Here is a 21766-nt window from a genome sequence, read left to right as displayed (position 1 = left end):
ATGGATATGGAAGAAATTGTGGCCCTTAGTGTAAAGCATAACGCCGCCGATCTGCACCTGTGCAGTGGTCATTCGCCAAAGTGGCGCTGTCACGGGCGCCTTTCAGCGATTCCCGGACAGGCGAAAATCAGTACTGGTGCGCTGGAATCGCTGGTGGTGGGCTGGCTCGACAGCAGTCAGCGCGTCTGTTTTGAGTCCACCGGCCATGTCGATTTCGCGCTCACGTTAAGCTGCGGCACCCGCCTGCGCGCCAATATGTTCCAGCAGCGCCATGGGTTGTCGCTGGCGTTGCGCCTGATCGCCAGCCACTGTCCGCCGCTGAAGACGCTGGGGCTTCCCGAGATTATCCCGGCACTGTTACAGCAGCAGGATGGCTTGTTGCTGATCACCGGCGCGACCGGCAGCGGTAAATCGACAACCCTCGCGGCGATGATTGATCTGCTTAATCAGCAGCACGATCTGCATATCCTCACCCTTGAGGATCCGATCGAGTTTATCCATCACAGCAAGCAGTCATTGATCCAGCAGCGGGAAATAGGCCAGCATTGCAGCTCATTTTCTGAAGGGTTGCGCGCGGCGCTGCGGGAAGATCCCGATGTGATTTTACTCGGCGAGCTGCGCGACAGTGAAAGTATCCGTCTGGCGCTGACTGCAGCGGAAACCGGCCATCTGGTGCTGGCGACGCTGCATACCCGCGGTGCATCCCAGGCTGTCGACCGGCTGGTGGATGTATTTCCGGCGCAGGAGAAAAATCTGGTGCGCTGCCAGCTGGCGGGCAGCCTGCGGGCGGTAATTGCACAGCGGCTGGTGCCGGGCGTCCGTGCCGGGCGGGTGGCGCTGTTTGAAGTGCTGGTGAATACCCCGGCGGTGGCGAATCTAATCCGCGAAGGCAAAAACCACCAGCTGCCCGGCCTGTTACAAACCGGGATGCAGGTTGGTATGCGCACCTTTGAACAGAGTTTGCGTGAGCGTATCGCCGAAGGTGCGGTGGCGGAAGCTGTTGTGGATCGCGGGCAGGGGAGTGGCCGGCTCAGTGATTCTCGAACCAGCTTTCCAGGATGATCACCGCTGAGAGGGAGTCGACGCTGCCTTTGGTCAGCGCACGAAAACCGCCGCGGGCAAACAGGTCGGCACGTGCTTCCACGGTGCTCAGGCGTTCGTCATGCAGTTCCACCTGCACACCAAAGCGGCCATGCAGACGATTGGCGAATTTACGCGCTCTGGCGGTCAGCGGCTGTTCAGTACCGTCCATATTCAGCGGCAGGCCGACGACCACCCGATCGGGTAGCCACTCTTTTATCAGGCGCTCGATGGTGTTCCAGTCGGGGATGCCGTCATTGGCTTTGATTGCCGTTAACGGGCGGGCGGTGCCGGTCAGTTGCTGACCGACCGCAACGCCAATACTTTTCGTGCCGAAATCAAACGACAGCAGGGTCATTGTCGACATCAGGCGTGACCCGCTTCACTGGTGATATTATGGATATCCACCCCAATGCTTTTCGCTGCTTCGCGCCAGCGTTCGGCGATTGGCGTATGAAACAGGATATTGCTGTTGGCCGGAGTCGTGAGCCAGGCATTTTCCAGCAGCTCATCTTCCAGCTGATCCTTTTCCCACGCGCAGTAACCCAGCGCGACCAGCACCTGTTCAGGCTGCTCGGGAGTGCCGATCGATTCCAGCACATCACGTGAAGTGGTGATCACCGTATTATCGGAAACCCGGATACTGGAGGAGAATGTCCTCTGCGCCGAGTGCAGAATAAAGCCGCGATCTTCCGCCAGCGGGCCGCCGGAAAATACCGGTTTATCCAGGCTGATTTCAGGATCCCGCAGTGTCGGGGAGATTTTTAATTTTTTGAGGATCCCGTCAACCGTTAAGTTATCCATCGGTTTATTGACGATCAAACCCATGGCCCCTTCATCATTGTGCTCGCAGATGTAGACTACCGAGCGCTTAAACAAAGGGTCCTGTAGCCCAGGCATAGCAATCAGAAAGTGGTGCTGTAAATTCATTGTCACTCGTTCTGTGTTTTGGTTAACAGCAACGGCGTTCACGCACAGTACTGTTAACGGGTTAGCAGCGGGGCTTGCGCCCCGTGTAAACAATCACGCCAGACGTTTTTCAATCGCATCCATCAGCATGCCGGTGATGGATATCGGGAACGCCGCTTCGATTTCACGCACGCAGGTTGGGCTGGTAACGTTAATTTCAGTCAGCTTATCGCCGATAATATCCAGACCAACAAAAATCAGACCTTTGGCTTTCAGCGTCGGGCCAACGCGGCGGGCAATTTCCCAGTCGCTTTCGCTTAACGGGCGCGCTTCACCACGTCCACCGGCCGCCAGGTTGCCACGGGTTTCGCCTGATTTCGGGATTCGCGCCAGGCAGTAAGGCACCGGCTCACCGTCCACCACTAACACGCGCTTATCGCCCTCTTTAATCGCTGGCAGATAGTTTTGCGCCATGCAGTAGAAGTTGCCGTGTTCAGTCAGGGTTTCAATAATCACTGACAGGTTCGGATCTTCCTTCTTAATGCGGAAAATCGACGCGCCGCCCATGCCATCAAGTGGCTTGAGGATAATATCGCCGTGTTGCTGCCAGAATTCGCGGATCTGGTGCGCATTACGCGTAACCAGCGTATCCGGGGTTAGCTCGGCAAACCAGGCGGTAAACAGCTTCTCGTTACAGTCGCGCAGGCTCTGCGGTTTGTTAACAATTAACGTGCCTTGCTCTTCCGCGCGCTCAAGAATGTAAGTGGCATAGATAAATTCGGTGTCAAACGGCGGATCTTTACGCATCAGGATGACGTTAAGATCGGCCAGCGCAATATCCTGCTCGCTACCAAACTCGAACCATTTGTCGTAGTTCTGCTCCACACTCAGGGTGCGGGTGCGTGCACGACCTTCGCCACCACGCAGATAGAGATCGTTCATCTCCATATAGTGAATTTCGTAACCGCGGCGCTGTGCTTCCAGCAACATAGCGAAGCTGGAGTCTTTTTTAATATTGATGGAGGTAATCGGGTCCATCACAATGCCAAGCTTAATCATCTGTTCTCCTGAATTCGCCGGTAGGGGCGGGATTGATGCCGCCCGTGCTTATCATTTGCACGTCTTTTGTATTTACGCTGCCGCAGCCTGACACAAAATCGCCACCGGTATTATACCAGATGGGCTACGGTGGTTTTTCTAGCCAAGGTCACCAAAACGTACCTGCAGGGCGGTGATCGCCGTCAGCGCGGTAGTTTCGGTGCGCAGTACGCGCGGTCCTAACAGAATATCGGTAAAGTCATGTTGCGCGGTCATGGCGATCTCTTCCGCCGATAAACCGCCTTCCGGGCCAATCAATAAGCGTACGCGCTCGACAGGCTGTGGCAGGGTATTAATGCTGTGCTGCGCACGCGGATGCAGATTGAGTTTTAAACCGCCATCGCTTTCCGCACACCAGCTCTCCAGCGTCATGGCTGCGCGCACTTCCGGCACCGCATTGCGGCCGCACTGCTCACAGGCGGCTACGGCAATTTTTTGCCACTGCTGAATCTTTTTCGCTAAGCGATCTGCATCCAGCTTTACGCCACAGCGCTCAGAAAACAAGGGGGTAATGACATTTACCCCCAGTTCAATCGATTTCTGGATGGTAAATTCCATCTTCTCACCACGCGACATCACCTGACCCAGATGGAGATGAAGCGGTGATTCACGGCTGTCGGCGCGGCTTGAGACGATTTTAACTTTGACGTTTTTTTTATCAGCCTGAATAATCTCGGCGGCAAAAGTCAGATTACTGCCATCGAACAATTCCAGCGCCTGGCCACTGCTCATCCGCAGAACGCGGCCAACATGGTTAGCGGCATCTTCGAACAGGGCAATTTCACTGCCGACCTGCAAGCTGTCGGGATGGTAAATGCGGGGTATACGCATGCTGATCCTGAATAATTAGCCGTGCGGCACAACCGCACGGCATACAGATGAATGGCTTAGTTTAGAGGAGTGATTTTACCGCTGGCAAGCTTGCTGTACATAGGGATTATGGTTGCCCTGTACGCGGGCGATGCGTTTATCGCGTTCACACTCCCATGGCGTCACCGGATAGAGCTTGTTCCAGGCGGCCATTAACTGGCTTTGCTGCTTTGACAGCCGCAGCTGGTACTGATCGCGCATATAGAAATAAGTGCGGGCAATTGCGCCACGCGCCCGTACCGGTGGCTCGGCCAGCTTCTGTTTAAAGTCGACTTTCATCTCGCAGCGGCCGTACTGCTGTTCGCCGCCTTTCCACTGACTATACATAAAGTTACCGCGGTCGCCATTCACTTCACCCACCGCCGGTTGCAGATTATGCAGATCGGTTTCTATCTTGCGATAGAGCGGATCTTTGCTGCAGTTTTTGCGCCCGCCATCCTGCCAGCACTGGCGCTGATGACCAAATTGCCAGGCGGGAACCACATGTTCCCACTCGATACGTCCGGCGCGGTTGGCGTTTTTACGCACCTGGTAGCCACAGGAGGCGAGGTCGGGCACCCCTTTTTTGCCGTGCCAGTCTATTTTGCAGCCGCAGTAAAAGCTGCCAGGGGCATCAGCATTAATCCGGGCGGCCCAGGCTTTCGCCTGGGAGAAGCTATTTTGATGGAAGTTATCAAGGCTCAGGCTTTGCGCCGCAAACGACGTCAGCAGCAGCATAAGTGCAAATGGGGATATTATTTTACGCGACATAATCCGTTTTTTACTATTCCGAAAAACAGCGCGCAGGTTAACAGATAGCGCAGCAAACGCGCAGTACGCCGATAGCAATCAGTGAGTTAACGTTTAACTTTTAGCCAGCATTCAGCACTTTTAAGAATTGAGGAAGTCGCCCGGTTGCAGAATATCGCCACAGCGCAGACAACGATACTCGCTCTCACCGCGCAGCACGCGATTGTGGCGGCGTATTGATAACTGATGCTGCTGGCAGCTACAGCGATAGGGGAAGGCGCGGCTGCGTACGGAGTCCAGTTCAAACTGATGCGTGCGGCGTGGGGCGACTTCCAGCACGGTTGCCATCATCCATTTCCACTCTTTGCCGTGCGGCGCCACGCGACCAAAGTATTTCCATACCAGCAGATGCGCCAGTTCATGCGGGATCACCTCATCGATAAATGCCTGCTGATTTTCCAGCAGCAATACCGGATTCAGACGAATTTCCCAGCTTTGCAGCCAGGCGGTGCCAGCCGCGGTACCACGCTGCTGATAAACCAGTTTTGGTTCGGCATAGTCGCGCTCAAGACGCTGATTGGCCTGTTGCAGATTGCTACGCAAAGCGCGCATCACAGATTGCTGTAAAGCGATTGGGAGTCGGGAAGATTTCATATCGGGAAGAATAATTCGGGCGGGAAAGGGATGCAACTGATGACGTACGGGCGGCTTGCGCCGCCCGTACTGCAACGATTAATCGCGTGAACCGATTTCGCGTAGCTTTTTACCCGATAACAGGTTGCGCTCGATATGCTCCAGCGACACACCTTTAGTTTCAGGAATCAGCCACAGGGTCAGCAGAATAAAGAAGATATTCAGGCCCGAGTACACCCAGAAGGTGTTGGCGTTACCCAGCGTGTTCAGCATGGTCAGGAAGGTTGCCCCGACAATCATGTTGGCAATCCAGTTAGTCGCGGTAGAGACGGTGATACCAAAATCACGTCCTTTCAGCGGCTGGATCTCTGAACAGAGCACCCAGATCAGCGGACCGGCGCTCATCGCAAAACCGATGATAAACATCAGCAGCATGGCAACCGCGAAGTACTGCGCGCCTGCGCTGTGAATGCCGATATGCAGCATGGTGCCAAGGATACCCATACCTACCGCCATCACCAGGAAGCCCAGTGTCAGGGTCGGTTTACGGCCCCAGCGATCCACCAGACCGATAGCGATAAAGGTCGCCAGTACGTTGATCAGACCAACGATAACGGTGCCCCACATCTGCTGGGTAGTATTGGTAAAGCCGGCAATTTCAAAGATTTTCGGCGCGTAATACATAATAACGTTCATGCCGGTGAACTGTTGCATCACCTGCAGCAGCACGCCAAGGAACACAGCGCGACGGAAGTTGCTGTTGTCTTTAAACAGACTCCAGCCAGACTGCTTCACTTTCAGGCTTTCACGAATTTCATCCAGTTCACGTTTTGCCTGTTCGCTGGTATCACGCAGGCGATCAAGCACGCGCTGGGCGTCACGGAAGTTGCCTTTTGCCGCCAGCCAGCGTGGGCTGTTTGGCAGGAAGAAGACGCCGACCAGCAGCAGCAGGGCGGGAATGGTGATCACACCCAGCATCCAGCGCCAGTTTCCGGTGTAGCTGAAAGCGGTATCGGAGAGGTAAGCACCCAGAATACCGATGGTAATCATCAGCTGATACAGCGAAATCATACTGCCGCGAATTTTCTCCGGTGCGATTTCCGAGAGATACAGCGGGGCTGTGTAGGAAGCGATACCCACTGCCAGACCCAGCAACACGCGTGCGACAATCAGCATCTCGGCGTTAGGGGAAAAGGCTGACCACAGTGAACCGATAACAAACAGGATAGCGCCAGCCATCAGGCTTTTTTTACGGCCAAGGCTGGAGGACATCCAGCCGCTGATCACGGCACCAACGGCGGCGCCAAACATCATTGAGCTGACGATCCACTCCTGCTGATGGTTGGTGACGTTAAAATCTTTAGCGATAAATGGCAGTGCTCCGGCAATAACGCCGATATCCAGTCCAAACAGCAGCCCTGCGAGCGCTGCAAGAAAGCAGACAAACAAGGTCATTGCCTTATTTGAAGTTCTGCTTTTATGTGTATTGCCAGGCATGTAGCCTCCACGAAGTAACTATGTTGTTTTTATCAATGTTAGAGAACCTTTAGCGGGTGAAAAGTGAGGTCGATCACACTAGTGTAATCGGTTACACTCGCCGGAACCCTGTAAACCAGCATTTTTCACTCTTTCCAGGTTAATTAACCACTCAGTTATAGCACCTGATAAGTTTCTGACATTATTCCAGTTATTGGCTATCAGACGACGCTGAAAATAGCGCATTTTCTGGCTGATTAATACGCCGTAAAATTCCTAAATTACCGATAAATAAAGCGTTTCAAAATGTAATCGTTATCATCTGTTTAATGTCAAATAGTAAAAAAAATGGACCCGGGGGCGGCGTTCTCGCCGCTCGTGCCGATGATTTGCACCGCGCCCGCCATTCAGACGGGAGCCGAAAACGGCTTCCCCTACAAAAAATCAGTGTTTCTCGCCGTCCGTGCGCAAATAAAAAAGGGAGCCGAAAACGGCTCCCCTGCAACAGTATTGCGGATATGAATACTGGCTGAAATTACAGACCTGCAGCGTCGCGCAGCTGCGCGGCTTTGTCGGTTTTTTCCCACGGGAAGTGCTCACGGCCAAAGTGACCATAAGCCGCAGTCTCGCGGTAGATTGGGTGCAGCAGATCCAGCATCTGGATCAGACCGTAAGGACGCAGGTCGAAGAACTCGCGTACCAGCAGCGTCAGCTGTTCGCTGGCGATTTTCTCGGTACCGAAGGTTTCCACCATGATGGAAGTCGGCTCAGCCACGCCGATCGCGTAGGAAACCTGAATCTCACAACGGTCAGCCAGACCGGCGGCAACGATGTTTTTCGCCACGTAACGTGCAGCGTAGGCCGCTGAACGGTCAACTTTAGACGGATCTTTACCGGAGAACGCGCCGCCACCGTGACGAGCCATGCCGCCGTAGGTATCCACGATGATTTTTCGACCGGTCAGGCCGCAGTCGCCCATTGGGCCACCGATAACAAAACGGCCAGTCGGGTTAATAAAGAATTTGGTGCTGGCGGTCAGCCATTCGGTCGGCAGAACCGGCTTGATGATCTCTTCCATCACCGCTTCCTGCAGATCTTTCAGGCCAATCTCTTCCGCATGCTGAGTTGACAGCACGACCGCGTCGATACCCACAATTTTGCCGTTATCGTACTGGAAGGTCACCTGGCTTTTCGCATCAGGGCGTAACCATGGCAGGGTGCCGTTTTTACGCACTTCTGCCTGACGCTGCACCAGACGGTGCGCATAAGTTACCGGCGCAGGCATCAGCACGTCGGTTTCATTGGTGGCATAACCAAACATCAGACCCTGGTCGCCAGCGCCTTGCTCCAGCGGATCGGCACGGTCAACACCCTGGTTAATATCCGGGGACTGTTTGCCAATGGCATTTAACACCGCACAAGAGTTGGCATCAAAGCCCATATCGGAATGGACATAGCCGATTTCACGCACTGTATTACGGGTGATTTCTTCGATATCGACCCAGGCGCTGGTAGTAATTTCGCCGCCAACCAGAACCATGCCGGTTTTGACATAGGTTTCACAGGCAACGCGTGCTTTCGGATCCTGTTCAAGGATGGCATCCAGCACGGCATCTGAAATTTGGTCAGCGATTTTGTCAGGATGTCCTTCTGATACAGACTCGGACGTAAAAAGGTGTTTAGCCATTTTATTCTTTACCTTACTAAAACGGGTTAAAAAACAACTGCATAGCGAAGAGACAGGTTAGCCTGACTCCACGCCCCCTCAGGCAAAGCCGTGAGCAGTTCATTGGTGCAGGCAGGAATGTCACAGTGAAACTGACAGCCTTACAGCGGCATAGCAGTCCAGAAGTTAGCCAGTTTAGACGGATTAACATCTGGATGGCTATTTTAGGTTACTCATTAAACGAATTGCCAGCGATTTTTGCCGTTACGCATTTTTGGCCTCTGCTTAAGTGGCAAATATTCCTGACAGCAGTCTCATTCAGCGCATTTTAACTTTGCATTTTAACGCCCGGAGCTGTATAAAACGCCGCTGCCTTTCAGGCAGATTAAGGGCGCTACTCCGTTACGGTGTGGCCTCCGTCAGACAACCCGCGTTATTGCTGGTTGCACCCTCTGACCCGTTTTTTTCCATATGCTTACAGGGCATATGTGGAGGTGATACGAGTAATGAACCACGTTTTCGCTATGCACGGTTCGCTGCGCCACTCTGGCGTACTTCAATCCCTTTCTGTTTCTCCGTCGATTCTGCTCTCCCGCCGAAGTTATATTCGTTTCGGTAATCTTCACGACACCTGCGCCGGTTAACCTTTTGCTACAGTTCTGCAAGGGGACTCTCAGTTTACTGTGGGTCGACTGCCGCTTTTTCTGACCCGTTTAACGGAGTTCGGCGACGTGTTTTATACTGAAAAATCATTACACCCGCACTGTGCGCTAAAACAGTCATTGATGCCGGGTTTATCGACAGCCTGCGGGTTGTTCTGGCAGGATCGACCTGCGATAGTGGTTAACTGTTCCGCATCATTACTTAAAATTGAGGTTCGCGATGTCTGACGACATGAAGACAATTAAGGGTTCGTCAGCAGGCGAACAGGGTGTACTCCGCTCAATGCAGGAGGTGGCCATGAGTGATCAAGACGCCAGCAAAATGCTGCGCACCTATAATATTGCCTGGTGGGGCAATAACTATTATGACGTCAATGAACTGGGGCATATCAGTGTTTGCCCGGATCCCGATGTGCCGGAAGCGCGCGTCGACCTGGCGAAGCTGGTCAAAGAGCGTGAGGCCGATGGCCAGCGTCTGCCGGCGCTGTTCTGCTTCCCGCAGATCCTTCAGCACCGTCTGCGCTCGATCAATGCGGCGTTTAAACGTGCGCGTGAATCTTACGGTTACAAAGGGGATTACTTCCTCGTTTATCCGATCAAAGTAAACCAGCACAAACGTGTGATCGAATCGCTGATCAACTCTGGCGAGCCGCTGGGTCTGGAAGCCGGTTCCAAAGCCGAACTGATGGCAGTGCTGGCACACGCCGGCATGACGCGCTCGGTTATTGTCTGTAATGGTTATAAAGACCGCGAATATATTCGTCTGGCGCTGATTGGCGAAAAGCTGGGACACAAAGTGTACCTGGTGCTGGAAAAAATGACTGAAGTGAAGCTGGTGCTGGAAGAAGCGGAGCGCCTGAATGTGGTGCCACGTCTCGGTATCCGCGCGCGTCTGGCTTCGCAAGGCTCCGGTAAATGGCAGTCAAGCGGCGGCGAGAAATCGAAGTTTGGTCTGTCAGCGACTCAGGTATTGAAGCTGGTGGAGATTATGCGCGAAGCGGGTCGTATCGACAGCCTGCAGCTGCTGCACTTCCATCTCGGTTCACAGATGGCCAATATCCGTGATATCGCTACCGGTGTGCGTGAATCGGCGCGTTTCTATGTTGAACTGGCTAAGCTGGGCGTCAATATCCAGTGCTTCGACGTCGGTGGCGGCCTGGGTGTGGACTATGAAGGTACTCGCTCCCAGTCGGACTGCTCGGTTAACTATGGCCTGAATGAATATGCCAACAACGTCATCTGGGCGATTGGCGATGCCTGTGAAGAGCATAACCTGCCGCATCCAACGGTGATCACTGAATCGGGTCGTGCGGTTACCGCGCACCACACGGTACTGGTGTCGAATATTATCGGCGTTGAGCGTAACGAGTTCAGCATTCCACAGGCGCCAAACGCGGATTCACCGCGTCCAATCGTCAGCATGTGGGATACCTGGCAGGAGATGCATGAGCCGGACAACCGTCGCTCACTGCGCGAATGGCTGCACGACAGCCAGATGGATCTGTTTGATATCCATAGCGGCTACTCGCAGGGTATTTACGATTTGACGCAGCGCGCCTGGGCGGAGCAGCTCTATCTCAGCATTTGCCACTATATCCAGCTGCATCTGGATCCAAGCAACCGCGCGCACCGTCCGATTATTGACGAGTTGCAGGAGCGTATGGCGGATAAGATTTACGTCAACTTCTCGCTGTTCCAGTCAATGCCGGATGCATGGGGTATTGATCAGCTGTTCCCGGTACTGCCGCTGGAAGGGCTGAACAAATCCCCGGAACGCCGTGCGGTGCTGCTGGATATTACCTGTGACTCCGATGGCACGATTGACCACTATATTGACGGTGACGGCATCGCCACCACCATGCCAATGCCGGAATATGATGTGGAAAATCCACCGATGCTGGGCTTCTTTATGGTCGGGGCGTATCAGGAGATCCTCGGCAATATGCATAACCTGTTCGGTGATACCGAAGCGGTGGATGTGTTTGCCTTTGCCGATGGCAGCGTGGAAGTACAGCTTTCTGATGAAGGCGATACGGTCGCGGATATGCTGGAGTATGTACAGCTGGATCCGAAAGAGTTGCTGCGCCACTTCCACAATCAGGTAAAAGAGACCGATCTTGATGAAGAGCTGCGCGCGCAGTTCCTCGAAGAGTTTGAAAGTGGTCTGTACGGCTACACTTACCTGGAAGACGAATAGCGGTTTAAAGGTTGGGTGCTGACACTGCACCCAACCTGATTAATCTCTCGGTTTGTCAGTACCAGGCTTCTGCCGCCGCCTTCTCACAGGCGCTCAACTTCTGCCGTAATTTATCGATAGTTTCCTGATTATACTGGTTAAATCTTTCCCGATACTCAATTTCTGCTTGCAGAACTGAACCGGCACCGACATCGCGCTGGAAGTCACTAATGGGTTGCCAGCTATGGGTTATTTCGTCATAGAGCGCGCGCTGGCGTGCCGATTTTTGTTCAAATCTTTGCAGGCACTCGTTGTTAGTTTCTCTTTTGGCTTCCGGCGTTGCGATGATTTCAGCCGCGCGGACAGAGGGTGTCGCCAGAAAAAGATTCGGTACTGCGAAGGTAAGCGCCAGCATAAAAAGCAAGGTGCTGGAGGCTGTGAGTGTTAGTAAGATTTTGAATATATTTTTATATTTGCTGTTTAAACGCCACAACGCTAATACGCTGCCAAAACGTGACACCAAAAATCCAGTCATAAACCATGGCTCCAATATGAACTCATTATCAATTTTTTATAGCTAGTATCAGCGATATCGACCTGATATCTGGATCCTTTAGGCTAATACACAATATTTTTTTATGGGTATTGCGGCGAGTTACACAACACTTCTTACCTTTGCAGGTGTTCATGCTAAAATCTGCTGTAATGCATCGATGATGTCAGCTGGTTTAACACTCAATCCCTTCCTCGTCGGGTTAACGACGCGGAGGGGATTTTTTTCATCTATAGCTGAATGATAGATTTAAAGAGGACAGTATTATGAATAACACCCTGGGCAATGAGTATGATAACTCGCTGGTTTCTAACGCCTTTGGTTTTATGCGTTTCCCGGTTAACTTCCAGCCTTACGACGCTGACGCCGAGTGGGTGATTACCGGTATTCCTTTCGATGCCGCCACTTCAGGCCGTCCGGGCAGCCGTCTGGGACCGAACGCTATCCGTCAGATCTCAACTAACCTGGCGTGGGAAGGTTGCCGCTATCCGTGGAGTTTTGACCTGCGTAAGCGTCTGAAAGTGATCGACTGTGGCGATCTGGTGTACGCCTTTGGCGATTCACAGGATCTGACCGACAAACTGCAGGCGCACGCGGAAAAACTGCTGGCCAACGGCAAGCGGATGCTGAGCTTTGGTGGCGATCACTATGTCACGCTGCCGCTGCTGCGCGCTCATGCCAAATACTTTGGCAAAATGGCACTGGTGCACTTTGATGCGCATACCGATACCTATTCCAATGGCGCCAAATTCGATCACGGCACCATGTTCCACCATGCGCCGGCTGAAGGCTTGATCGATCCCGATCACTCTGTGCAGATCGGTATTCGTACCGAGTTTGATAAAGATCTGGGTTATCACGTGCTGGATGCGGCGCAGGTTAACGATCGTGGCGTTGACGATATTCTGGCGCAGGTGAAGCAGATTGTCGGCGATCTGCCGGTTTATCTGACGTTCGATATCGACTGTCTCGATCCGGCCCATGCGCCTGGCACCGGCACGCCGGTGATTGGTGGCCTGACCTCGGATAAAGCGCTGAAGCTGGTGCGTGGATTACAGGGACTGAATATTGTGGGTATGGATATCGTTGAAGTCGCGCCTGGCTATGACCAGTCAGATTTGACCGCGCTGGCCGCCGCGACGCTGGCGCTGGATATGCTGCATGTGCAGGCGGTAAATAAAGGCGAATAAGCCGCGCCTTAATCAGGGCGGAAATCCTTCCGCCCTGATCGTAATAACAGCGGCTGCTGGCGGACAATTTTTGTAAACCAGATGGTGAAGTCAGCGGGATGAGCGCTCAGCGCCTGCTCCACTTCGTCGGGACTTCGCCACGCCCAGTCTGATACTTCGTCAGCATCGGGTTGCGGCGTGCCGCCAAAGGTGCCGGTATACAGATGATCATACTCATGTTCGATCAGACCATTTGCCAGCTCTGCGCGGTAAATAAAAGCCGCTACCCACTGCAAGTTACACTGAAATCCCATCTCCTCCTGCAGGCGGCGTGAGGCGGCGGCGCGGGTCTCTTCCTGCGCGCGCGGATGACCGCAACAGGTATTGCTCCATAGTCCCGCTGAATGGTACTTGACGGACGCACGTTGCTGCAGCAGCAGACGCCCGTCATCATCGAACACAAAAATGGAAAAGGCGCGGTGTAATATCCCGAGCTGGTGAACCTGTAACTTACCGGCAAAACCGATCGGGCAATCGCTGTCATCAACCAGAATTAGCGATTCGTCGTCTGGTGGCCCCTTATTATGCATGATGATCAGAAACCTCCGCGAAAATGGGTTGAGCGGACAGATTGCCCGCGGAAGCTACTGTTGTTGCTGGTGATTGTATCGCGGAGTAGCAGAAGACCATTCGAGATTACCCCGCATCCAGTGTTCCATGCCGGCGATATAGTGCAGCACGATTTTCCGATCTACTGCAGAGAGGTCAGGTTTATACAAAAACGCGGAGAGTTGCGTGCGGGCATGCAGAAAACATTTTACGCGAGAGGTGATTAAGTGATTAACCATTATCATCGCAGCTCTGTTATCGCACCCCATATGATGCTCAAAAATAACCACATAGCTATTATTAGACGGGTGGGCAATCTCTTTTGAATAGGACCAGATATCGTTGGTCATCCCGGTTACATCACAGGTGACATCGGTCAGCACACGGTTGAGGTCACTCTCAAAGAAACCCTGCGGCAGTTCTTTATGCCAGGCGTATTCATTGATGCTGAGGGTAGTTTTTACTGCGCCGGTATTACGGCGTATTTCGGCAAAGGTCAGTAGATCAGGAATATAGCCTTCCGCCGTCATGGCGATCTCTTGTTGTAGTGAAACCAGGTACTGGTCGACGGTCAGCAGAAAGCGTTGTTGCGCATGCTGGCCCATACCAGCCGCGAGTTTCTCCCACAGTATTTTCCACGCTGTTTCAAGCGTGGTCCGGGCAGTGGCCTGCGCATCAGATTTAATCACCAGGCGTAAATGCTCAAGCATCGCCAGCGTATCAGTGGCGGCTGACTGACGGCACGGTTCATCCACCAGGTCATCCAGAACAAAAAGCCAGTTGATCCAGTTAATGATTTGTTCTAATTCTGCCACTCCGACATCAGGACAGGTTCTGGCGGCAAGTTCGCCGAAAGTGGCGAACCGCTGCAAACGGTCGCTTTCGCTTTCTGCATCCACCAGTGCGGTTAATTGCAGCCAGGCCAGTGCGTTTTGGGTGGCCACCTGCTGGTGCCGGTTTATTCGCGTGGTAAATGGAATGTAGAATTCAGCTAAATCGAACGCATGCATGATTATCTCCTGAACCAACCGATTGCCATGCGCGCCGCAACAGAGGGCGCAAACAGGACTGATGGCGGATCGACCATATTCATCACCCGCACAAAACGCTGATAGATATCAGGATATTTTGTCGCCATTATCAGAACCTGATTAAGATAATGCTGAGCAAGTCGGGCATGCCATGCGTTCTCACCGCCTGCGGTGGTGGGATATAACAGATCTGCCCCTGTCGCCATAGTCCATGGCCACGCACAGAGCGCCGCAAGTTGTTGCTGAAACGAGGTGGTGATTTCGGCCAGTCCGGCGCGTGAGTGTAACGTCTTGTCCAGAAGCTCAGCAGAGAGGGCCGCAACCGTCATGCCCTGACCATATATTGGATTAAATCCACAAACTGCATCACCCATCACAATCAAGCCAGCAGGCCATTTCGCCTGACGCTCATAATGGATCCAGCGGTTTTCTGTCCGTCGGTAATGCCAGACAGGTGAGACCGGTTCAGCATCTTTAAGCACCTGATACAGCTCAGGATTGCGCAGGCTGTGGGCAAAGTTAAGAAAACCGGCGTCATCCCTCGGCGGATAATCGCCGCCACCGCCCATCAGCACCACCATCCATTGATCATTCTCAATGGCAAACATCCCGCCAGCGCGAAAACAGTCAGGCGGCTGGGCGCTGATAATTAATGCCTTCCAGGGTGCAGAACGGATGCCAGAAGGGCGTCGATAGAGGCGTGATGAGTAACCCAGGAAGGCGTTAACCACGCGCTTTGGCGCCTGGCCATATCCCAGCTCGTTGAGCCATCTGGCGGTCTGTGACGAGCGCCCGCTGGCATCAACAACAAAATCTGCGGTCAACGCTAGTCTGGCGGTGAGGTCAGAGTGACACGGCATAATCTGTACCGCGCGGATCTGCCCGGTTTGCGCATCAACTTCAAGTCCGGCCACTTTGTGCCGGGTGAACACCTGCACGCGGCGGTCAGCAACGACACGCTGCCGTAGCGCGAACTCAAGCAGATCGCGGCTGGCGGAGCAGGTGATTAACCCATTGCCGCCATATGCCATCCAGCCGGCAGGACCGTACCAACGTACATCGGCGTACCAGTCCAGTGGAATGGCGCCGAGGTTAAATAATTCAGCGTCCAGATGGGGAAAAAAATGGTCGAGCACACGCCGTCCCCGCACCATCAACAGATGGACATGACGGGCCTGTGGCACCCCTTTGCGCGCTTGCGGGGTTGCCGGTAACGCATCCTGTTCGATCAGATAAACATGGGGGAAGTGGTCGCACAGCACCCGGGTTGCCAGCAGACCGGCAATGCCGGCGCCGATAACAATAGCGCAGCGCTCAGGGTTGTTGTTGGCCGGGCGATAGGTGTTCATGATGTGGCGTCACTCTGTGCACGGATGATACTCACTGATTACAATATTGAGTATCATCCGTATCGATCTATTACAGAGAGTGTTACCGGAATTGCAGGTTATTTCCCGGCGGCGATACGCTCTTTAATATGCTCTGCGCGCGCGGCAGAAGCAGGGTGCGAGTCAAACATACTGCTCTGATGGCCGCCTTCCAGTTTCGCCAGTTTCTCGAAGCTGGTGACTAAACCGTTCGGATTGATGCCACGTTTTTTCAGCAGATCAAAGGAATAGTCATCTGCCTGCGACTCCTGGCTCTGGGAGAACTGTGCGTTGACCAGTTTCTCACCGAGATCGCCCAGCTGTGATTGTGACAGTGATGCGGCAACGCCACCGGCAGCACCGGCTGCAGAACGCGCAGCGGTAGTGGCATAAGCAACCTGCATCGCTTTACGCGTGTGGCCCAGCGCAACGTGGCCCATTTCGTGACCCAGTACACCTTCAACTTCGTTGTCGGTCATCATATCCATCAGGCCGCTATAGACGCGGATACAGCCGTTAGCCATTGCCCAGGCGTTGACGTCTTTGGTCACATACACTTTGTAGTTGGCCGGTGTGCCGTTGATATTGTCACCCAGCGCGGCGGAGATTTTTGCCAGTCGTTTGGCATAGGTGCTGCTTGCAGGGGCAATTTGAGCTTCGCTGTCCATCTGCTGACAGGATTTATCGCTCAGCTCTTTAACCTGCGCATCGCTTAGCGTCGCGGCCTGATAAGCCTGCGCGCCGGACTGCATCAGAGCGCTGGTATCAAGGTTCTGGCACCCGGAGAGTAGAGCGGCAATACCCATTGCCAAAACTGCAGTTTGAAGTTTCATTCCATTTATCCCAAATAAGTTAACAAGGTAATAAAAACAAAGACCTGTAAAAACCTCAGCGATGGAGATTTTTGCAGAACAGGCATTTTATAGCCGTTTAGCGAGCAAATGCATAGCAGGCTGTGTCGCAAAGCGCGAAATGTGCTGGTTTTTTTGCAAGATACGCCATGTACATTTCACCTGTTTTTCATGTACATTGATGGTCGTCTTTCCTTCGGCTTTGCCTGATAACTGATTAATTACAATAAGTTAGGGACGGCGAAGCGAATAATTCCCGAACTGGAGTAGAAAATGCCTTCTCGTAAAGAGCTTGCCAACGCCATTCGCGCACTCAGTATGGATGCAGTGCAAAAAGCCAAATCTGGTCACCCGGGCGCCCCGATGGGCATGGCGGATATCGCGGAAGTGTTATGGCGCGACTATCTGAACCATAACCCAACTAACCCGCTGTGGGCCGATCGTGACCGTTTTATCCTGTCTAACGGTCACGGCTCAATGCTGATTTACAGCCTGCTGCACCTCAGCGGCTACGATCTGCCGATGCAAGAGCTGGAAAACTTCCGTCAGCTGCATTCTAAAACTCCAGGTCACCCTGAATACGGCTATACCGCAGGTGTTGAAACTACCACCGGCCCACTGGGTCAGGGTATTGCCAACGCGGTTGGTTTCGCCATCGCTGAGCGCACTTTAGCGGCGCAGTTTAACCGTGCAGGCCACGATATCGTCGACCACAACACTTATGTGTTTATGGGCGATGGCTGCATGATGGAAGGCATTTCCCACGAAGTCTGCTCACTGGCGGGTACGCTGAAGCTGGGCAAACTGGTGGCTTTCTATGATGACAACGGTATCTCGATTGATGGTCATATCGACGGCTGGTTTACTGACGATACGGCGCAACGTTTTGAGTCTTATGGCTGGCATGTCGTGCGCGGCGTTGACGGTCATGACGCTGCGGCGATTAAAGCCGCTATTGAAGAAGCGAAAACCGTCAGCGACAAGCCTTCACTGCTGATGTGCAAAACCGTAATCGGTTTTGGTTCACCAAACAAAGCAGGCACCCATGATTCACACGGCGCACCGCTGGGTGATGACGAAGTCGCACTGACCCGTAAGCAACTGGGTTGGGAGCATGCGCCATTTGTGATCCCACAGGATATTTACGCGCAGTGGGATGCAAAAGAAGCCGGTCAGGCGAAAGAAGCGGCGTGGAACGATAAGTTCGCTGCCTACGCTAAAGCACACCCGGAACTGGCTGCAGAGTTCAAACGTCGTAGCGTCAATGCTCTGCCGGAAAACTGGCAGGCAGAGTCACAGAAATATGTTGAACAGTTGCAGGCTAATCCGGCGAAAATCGCCAGCCGTAAAGCTTCGCAGAATGCTATCGAAGCCTTTGGTAAGCTGCTGCCGGAATACCTCGGCGGCTCCGCTGACCTGGCGCCGAGCAACCTGACCATCTGGTCTGGCTCTAAACCGATCAATGAAGATCTGGCGGGTAACTATATCCATTACGGTGTGCGTGAGTTCGGTATGACCGCCATCGCTAACGGTATCGCACTGCACGGTGGTTTCCTGCCGTACACCGCCACCTTCCTGATGTTTGTCGAATATGCGCGTAACGCCGCACGTATGGCCGCGCTGATGAAAATTCGTCAGATTATGGTCTATACCCATGACTCTATCGGTCTGGGTGAAGATGGCCCGACGCACCAGCCGGTTGAACAGATGGCCAGCCTGCGCGTCACGCCAAATATGAGCCTGTGGCGTCCATGTGACCAGGTTGAGTCTGCTGTTGCCTGGAAGTATGCGATCGAACGTCAGGATGGCCCGACGGCGCTGATCTTCTCCCGTCAGAACCTGGCGCAGCAGGATCGTACTGCTGAGCAGCTGGCAAACGTAGCGCGCGGTGCCTATGTGCTGAAAGATTGCGCAGGCCAGCCAGAGCTGATCCTGATCGCTACCGGTTCTGAAGTTGAACTGGCGGTCGGCGCTTATGACCAGCTGACCACCGAAGGTCGCAAGGTACGGGTGGTTTCTATGCCATCTACCGACGCTTTCGACAAGCAGGATGCGGCTTACCGTGAAGCTGTGCTGCCAAAAGCGGTCAGCGCGCGCGTCGCTATCGAAGCGGGTATCGCTGACTACTGGTACAAGTACACCGGCCTGAACGGCGCAGTTATCGGTATGACCAGCTTCGGCGAGTCAGCACCGGCTGAAAAGCTGTTCGATCTGTTTGGCTTTACGGTTGCCAATGTCGTGGCAAAAGCGAAAGAGCTGATTTAATCGTGTGTAACGGGTGGCGATAACGCCACCCCTGCATAGCTTTGTGTAGGGGCGGCGTTATCGCCGCCCGTGTTCATGATTTGCACCATCCGTAATAACGGCTTTATCGCCGCCTTTTTTTATCTCTTCCCCCCTGATTATTCCTTTTGTAATAACCGCTTTTTGTTCGATTTTGTGATGTGGATCTAATATTGAGCAGCATTATTGATCACAATCATTCCCGCTATTCCTTACTTCATTTACTCTGGCTGAAGCGTTTCAGTTGGTGCGAGTACCAGACTGTGTAACAAAATTCAGGCAGTGAGAATTCCCTGTACAAATTAAGACGGCTGGCACAGGCTATTGGCTGTTTAACCAGTGAATTCTGACGCAGGAGTGTTATGACCGTTCGTGTAGCAATTAATGGCTTTGGGCGCATCGGGCGCAATGTGTTACGTGCTTTATACGAAACCGGGCGTCGGGCTGAAATTACCGTGGTTGCCATCAATGAGCTGGCCGATGCCACGGGGATGGCGCATCTGCTGAAATATGACACCAGTCACGGGCGTTTCGCCTGGGATGTGCGCCAGGAGCGTGACCTGTTAACGGTCGGTGACGACATTATTCGCATTCTGCATCTGGCGCCGATTGCTGATTTACCCTGGCGCGAGCTGAACGTGGATGTGGTGCTCGACTGCACCGGGGTTTATGGCAGCCGTGCCGATGGCGAAGCGCATCTGCAGGCTGGCGCGAAGAAGGTGCTGTTTTCCCATCCTGGCGGGCACGATCTTGACGCCACGGTGGTATTTGGCGTCAATGAGCAAGCGCTGCGGCCTGCTGACCGGATTGTTTCCAATGCATCCTGCACCACTAACTGCATAATTCCGATTATTAAGCTGCTGGATGATGCCTTCGAAATTGAATCCGGCACCGTTACCACCATCCACTCGGCGATGCACGATCAGCAAGTTATCGACGCCTATCATCCCGATTTGCGCCGTACCCGTGCCGCCAGTCAGTCGATCATTCCGGTTGATACCCGTCTTGCCGCTGGCATTACCCGTATTTTTCCGAAATTTAACGACCGCTTTGAAGCTATAGCGGTACGTGTGCCGACGATTAACGTTACGGCCATCGATTTAAGCGTCAGTGTGCGCGAAGCTGTCAGCGCATCCGAGGTCAATGCCTTGCTGCAAAATGCCTCAGAAGGGGCATTTAGTGGTATAGTTGACTATACGGAATTACCGTTAGTCTCTATTGATTTTAACCATGATCCGCACAGTGCCATAGTCGATGGCACGCAGACGCGGGTCAGCGGTCAGCACCTGATTAAGACCTTAGTCTGGTGCGACAACGAATGGGGCTTTGCTAACCGGATGCTCGATACCACGTTAGCGATGGCCGCAAGCGGTTTCAGGTAAGACGCGGTCTGCGTCTGGCAAAACTTATGAGAATCAACGAGAGGGTTCACCATGTCTGTAATTAAGATGACCGATCTGGATCTTGCTGGTAAACGCGTATTAATCCGTTCGGATTTAAACGTGCCAGTGAAAGAAGGGAAAGTGACGTCTGATGCACGTATTCGCGCTTCTCTGCCGACCATCGAACAAGCCCTGAAGCAGGGTGCGAAAGTGATGGTAACGTCTCACCTGGGTCGTCCGACCGAGGGTGAATACAACGAAGAGTTCTCTCTGTTGCCGGTTGTTAACTACCTGAAAGACAAACTGGGTGCCGATAATGTCACCCTCGCGAAAGATTACCTCGATGGCGTTGAGCTGACCGCGGGCAAACTGGTGGTGCTGGAAAACGTTCGCTTTAACAAAGGCGAGAAGAAAGACGACGAAGCGTTGTCAAAAAAATACGCGGCTCTGTGTGACGTGTATGTGATGGATGCCTTCGGCACCGCACACCGCGCCCAGGCATCCACCCACGGCGTGGGCAAATTTGCGCCAGTCGCCTGTGCTGGCCCGCTGCTGGCCGCTGAACTGGAAGCACTGGGTAAAGCGCTGAAAGCGCCTGCGCGTCCAATGGTTGCCGTGGTGGGTGGTTCTAAAGTTTCCACTAAATTCGACGTGCTGAACTCGCTGGTTAAAATCGCGGACACCGTGATTGTCGGCGGCGGTATCGCTAACACCTTCGTGGCTATCGACAACAATGTCGGTAAGTCGCTGTATGAGCCAGACTTCGTTGCAGCGGCCAAAGGCCTGCGCGATCAGTTCGGTATTCCGGTGCCAACTGACTCCCGCGTCGGTACGGAATTCTCTGAAACTGCACCTTCAACAGTGAAAAAAGTTTCCGAAGTGCAGGATAATGAAGAGATTATGGACTTCGGCGATGAAACCGCAGAAGCGATGGCGAAACTGCTGAAAGAAGCCAAAACCATTCTGTGGAATGGCCCGGTTGGCGTGTTCGAGTTCCCTAACTTCCGTAAGGGCACCGAAATCATCGCTAAAGCTATCGCTGAAAGCGACGCATTCTCTATCGCTGGCGGTGGTGACACCCTTGCAGCGATTGACCTGTTCGGCATTGAAGATCAAATCTCCTACATCTCTACCGGCGGCGGCGCGTTCCTGGAGTTCGTGGAAGGCAAAGTACTGCCAGCTGTAGCCATGCTGGAAGAGCGTGCTAAGCAGTAATGCTTAC

Annotated in this window: 19 protein-coding genes; 6 read left to right on the top strand and 13 right to left on the bottom strand. The window is 53.4% G+C overall.

Annotation, left to right across the window (positions count from 1 at the left end; genetic code table 11):
- On the top strand, nt 1–1062 hold the full coding sequence (locus tag N5923_RS11060) for a type IV pilus twitching motility protein PilT (protein WP_267143834.1): 1062 nt from the start codon (nt 1–3) through the stop codon (nt 1060–1062).
- Here N5923_RS11060 and ruvX read toward each other — a convergent pair.
- The 8 genes from ruvX to metK form a co-directional block, all read right to left on the bottom strand.
- Nucleotides 1031–1447 carry a Holliday junction resolvase RuvX gene (ruvX, locus tag N5923_RS11055; RefSeq protein WP_267143835.1) on the bottom strand — a complete coding sequence of 139 codons (417 nt, stop codon included), beginning with the start codon at nt 1445–1447 and terminating at the stop codon, nt 1031–1033. The genes N5923_RS11060 and ruvX overlap by 32 nt on opposite strands.
- Nucleotides 1447–2010 (bottom strand): YqgE/AlgH family protein, encoded by a 564-nt coding sequence (locus tag N5923_RS11050; protein ID WP_267143836.1) that lies wholly within the window; start codon nt 2008–2010, stop codon nt 1447–1449. The genes ruvX and N5923_RS11050 overlap by 1 nt, the downstream gene beginning before the upstream one ends.
- A 93-nt stretch (nt 2011–2103) precedes the next feature.
- Nucleotides 2104–3048, bottom strand: a complete 945-nt coding sequence (gshB, locus tag N5923_RS11045) for a glutathione synthase (protein ID WP_267143837.1) — start codon at nt 3046–3048, stop codon at nt 2104–2106.
- A gap of 138 nt (nt 3049–3186) precedes the next feature.
- Nucleotides 3187–3918, bottom strand: a complete 732-nt coding sequence (gene rsmE, locus N5923_RS11040; RefSeq protein ID WP_267143838.1) for a 16S rRNA (uracil(1498)-N(3))-methyltransferase — start codon at nt 3916–3918, stop codon at nt 3187–3189.
- Between the two features lie 75 nt (nt 3919–3993).
- Nucleotides 3994–4707 (bottom strand): deoxyribonuclease I, encoded by a 714-nt coding sequence (gene endA, locus N5923_RS11035; RefSeq protein ID WP_323372744.1) that lies wholly within the window; start codon nt 4705–4707, stop codon nt 3994–3996.
- A 120-nt stretch (nt 4708–4827) separates the two neighbouring features.
- A complete protein-coding gene (locus tag N5923_RS11030) occupies nt 4828–5340 on the bottom strand; it encodes a SprT family zinc-dependent metalloprotease (protein ID WP_267143839.1) in 513 nt (170 codons plus the stop codon).
- A gap of 78 nt (nt 5341–5418) precedes the next feature.
- Nucleotides 5419–6816, bottom strand: coding sequence for a sugar porter family MFS transporter (locus tag N5923_RS11025; protein WP_267143840.1), 1398 nt, complete (start codon nt 6814–6816; stop codon nt 5419–5421).
- Between the two features lie 514 nt (nt 6817–7330).
- Nucleotides 7331–8482 (bottom strand): methionine adenosyltransferase, encoded by a 1152-nt coding sequence (gene metK / locus N5923_RS11020; protein ID WP_267143841.1) that lies wholly within the window; start codon nt 8480–8482, stop codon nt 7331–7333.
- An 861-nt stretch (nt 8483–9343) separates the two neighbouring features.
- On the opposite strand from metK, the gene speA reads away from it, so the two are divergent.
- The gene (speA, locus tag N5923_RS11015; protein ID WP_267143842.1) at nt 9344–11320 is read left to right on the top strand and encodes a biosynthetic arginine decarboxylase; all 1977 of its coding nucleotides are present in this window, start codon (nt 9344–9346) and stop codon (nt 11318–11320) included.
- Nucleotides 11321–11375: 55 nt separating this feature from the next.
- On the opposite strand, the gene N5923_RS11010 is transcribed toward speA, so the two are convergent.
- Nucleotides 11376–11834 (bottom strand): hypothetical protein, encoded by a 459-nt coding sequence (locus N5923_RS11010; RefSeq protein ID WP_267143843.1) that lies wholly within the window; start codon nt 11832–11834, stop codon nt 11376–11378.
- Nucleotides 11835–12118: 284 nt separating this feature from the next.
- Between N5923_RS11010 and speB the strand changes: the two genes are divergently transcribed.
- A complete protein-coding gene (gene speB / locus N5923_RS11005; protein WP_267143844.1) occupies nt 12119–13042 on the top strand; it encodes an agmatinase in 924 nt (307 codons plus the stop codon).
- 8 nt (nt 13043–13050) lie between these two features.
- On the opposite strand, the gene idi is transcribed toward speB, so the two are convergent.
- The 4 genes from idi to loiP all read right to left on the bottom strand — a co-directional run bounded on the left by idi (nt 13051) and on the right by loiP (nt 16861).
- Nucleotides 13051–13611, bottom strand: coding sequence for an isopentenyl-diphosphate Delta-isomerase (gene idi / locus N5923_RS11000; protein ID WP_267143845.1), 561 nt, complete (start codon nt 13609–13611; stop codon nt 13051–13053).
- Nucleotides 13612–13665: 54 nt separating this feature from the next.
- The gene (locus tag N5923_RS10995) at nt 13666–14640 is read right to left on the bottom strand and encodes a terpene synthase family protein (RefSeq protein ID WP_267143846.1); all 975 of its coding nucleotides are present in this window, start codon (nt 14638–14640) and stop codon (nt 13666–13668) included.
- Between the two features lie 2 nt (nt 14641–14642).
- Complete coding sequence (locus N5923_RS10990) at nt 14643–16010, bottom strand: NAD(P)/FAD-dependent oxidoreductase (protein ID WP_267143847.1); 1368 nt, start codon at nt 16008–16010, stop codon at nt 14643–14645.
- Between the two features lie 98 nt (nt 16011–16108).
- Complete coding sequence (gene loiP / locus N5923_RS10985; protein ID WP_267143848.1) at nt 16109–16861, bottom strand: metalloprotease LoiP; 753 nt, start codon at nt 16859–16861, stop codon at nt 16109–16111.
- Between the two features lie 291 nt (nt 16862–17152).
- On the opposite strand from loiP, the gene tkt reads away from it, so the two are divergent.
- From tkt to pgk, 3 genes are all read left to right on the top strand, one after another.
- Nucleotides 17153–19144, top strand: a complete 1992-nt coding sequence (gene tkt, locus N5923_RS10980; protein WP_267143849.1) for a transketolase — start codon at nt 17153–17155, stop codon at nt 19142–19144.
- Nucleotides 19145–19524: 380 nt separating this feature from the next.
- Nucleotides 19525–20544 carry an erythrose-4-phosphate dehydrogenase gene (epd, locus tag N5923_RS10975; protein WP_267143850.1) on the top strand — a complete coding sequence of 340 codons (1020 nt, stop codon included), beginning with the start codon at nt 19525–19527 and terminating at the stop codon, nt 20542–20544.
- A 51-nt stretch (nt 20545–20595) separates the two neighbouring features.
- On the top strand, nt 20596–21759 hold the full coding sequence (gene pgk, locus N5923_RS10970; RefSeq protein ID WP_267143851.1) for a phosphoglycerate kinase: 1164 nt from the start codon (nt 20596–20598) through the stop codon (nt 21757–21759).
- Nucleotides 21760–21766: the final 7 nt, after the last annotated feature.

This window comes from Winslowiella arboricola, from assembly GCF_025527015.1.
GTDB classification, from domain to species: domain Bacteria; phylum Pseudomonadota; class Gammaproteobacteria; order Enterobacterales; family Enterobacteriaceae; genus Erwinia; species Erwinia arboricola.
This window is presented reverse-complemented; position numbering and strand designations above follow the sequence as displayed.

Coding starts and splice junctions, on each gene's coding strand:
- loiP (WP_267143848.1), bottom strand. CDS start 16,861: ATGAAACTTCAAACTGCAGTTTTGGCAATGGGTATTGCCGCTCTACTC.
- N5923_RS11030 (WP_267143839.1), bottom strand. CDS start 5,340: ATGAAATCTTCCCGACTCCCAATCGCTTTACAGCAATCTGTGATGCGC.
- N5923_RS10995 (WP_267143846.1), bottom strand. CDS start 14,640: ATGCATGCGTTCGATTTAGCTGAATTCTACATTCCATTTACCACGCGA.
- N5923_RS11060 (WP_267143834.1), top strand. CDS start 1: ATGGATATGGAAGAAATTGTGGCCCTTAGTGTAAAGCATAACGCCGCC.
- rsmE (WP_267143838.1), bottom strand. CDS start 3,918: ATGCGTATACCCCGCATTTACCATCCCGACAGCTTGCAGGTCGGCAGT.
- metK (WP_267143841.1), bottom strand. CDS start 8,482: ATGGCTAAACACCTTTTTACGTCCGAGTCTGTATCAGAAGGACATCCT.
- idi (WP_267143845.1), bottom strand. CDS start 13,611: ATGCATAATAAGGGGCCACCAGACGACGAATCGCTAATTCTGGTTGAT.
- speB (WP_267143844.1), top strand. CDS start 12,119: ATGAATAACACCCTGGGCAATGAGTATGATAACTCGCTGGTTTCTAAC.
- speA (WP_267143842.1), top strand. CDS start 9,344: ATGTCTGACGACATGAAGACAATTAAGGGTTCGTCAGCAGGCGAACAG.
- tkt (WP_267143849.1), top strand. CDS start 17,153: ATGCCTTCTCGTAAAGAGCTTGCCAACGCCATTCGCGCACTCAGTATG.
- N5923_RS11050 (WP_267143836.1), bottom strand. CDS start 2,010: ATGAATTTACAGCACCACTTTCTGATTGCTATGCCTGGGCTACAGGAC.
- pgk (WP_267143851.1), top strand. CDS start 20,596: ATGTCTGTAATTAAGATGACCGATCTGGATCTTGCTGGTAAACGCGTA.
- ruvX (WP_267143835.1), bottom strand. CDS start 1,447: ATGTCGACAATGACCCTGCTGTCGTTTGATTTCGGCACGAAAAGTATT.
- endA (WP_323372744.1), bottom strand. CDS start 4,707: ATGTCGCGTAAAATAATATCCCCATTTGCACTTATGCTGCTGCTGACG.
- gshB (WP_267143837.1), bottom strand. CDS start 3,048: ATGATTAAGCTTGGCATTGTGATGGACCCGATTACCTCCATCAATATT.
- N5923_RS11010 (WP_267143843.1), bottom strand. CDS start 11,834: ATGACTGGATTTTTGGTGTCACGTTTTGGCAGCGTATTAGCGTTGTGG.
- N5923_RS10990 (WP_267143847.1), bottom strand. CDS start 16,010: ATGAACACCTATCGCCCGGCCAACAACAACCCTGAGCGCTGCGCTATT.
- N5923_RS11025 (WP_267143840.1), bottom strand. CDS start 6,816: ATGCCTGGCAATACACATAAAAGCAGAACTTCAAATAAGGCAATGACC.
- epd (WP_267143850.1), top strand. CDS start 19,525: ATGACCGTTCGTGTAGCAATTAATGGCTTTGGGCGCATCGGGCGCAAT.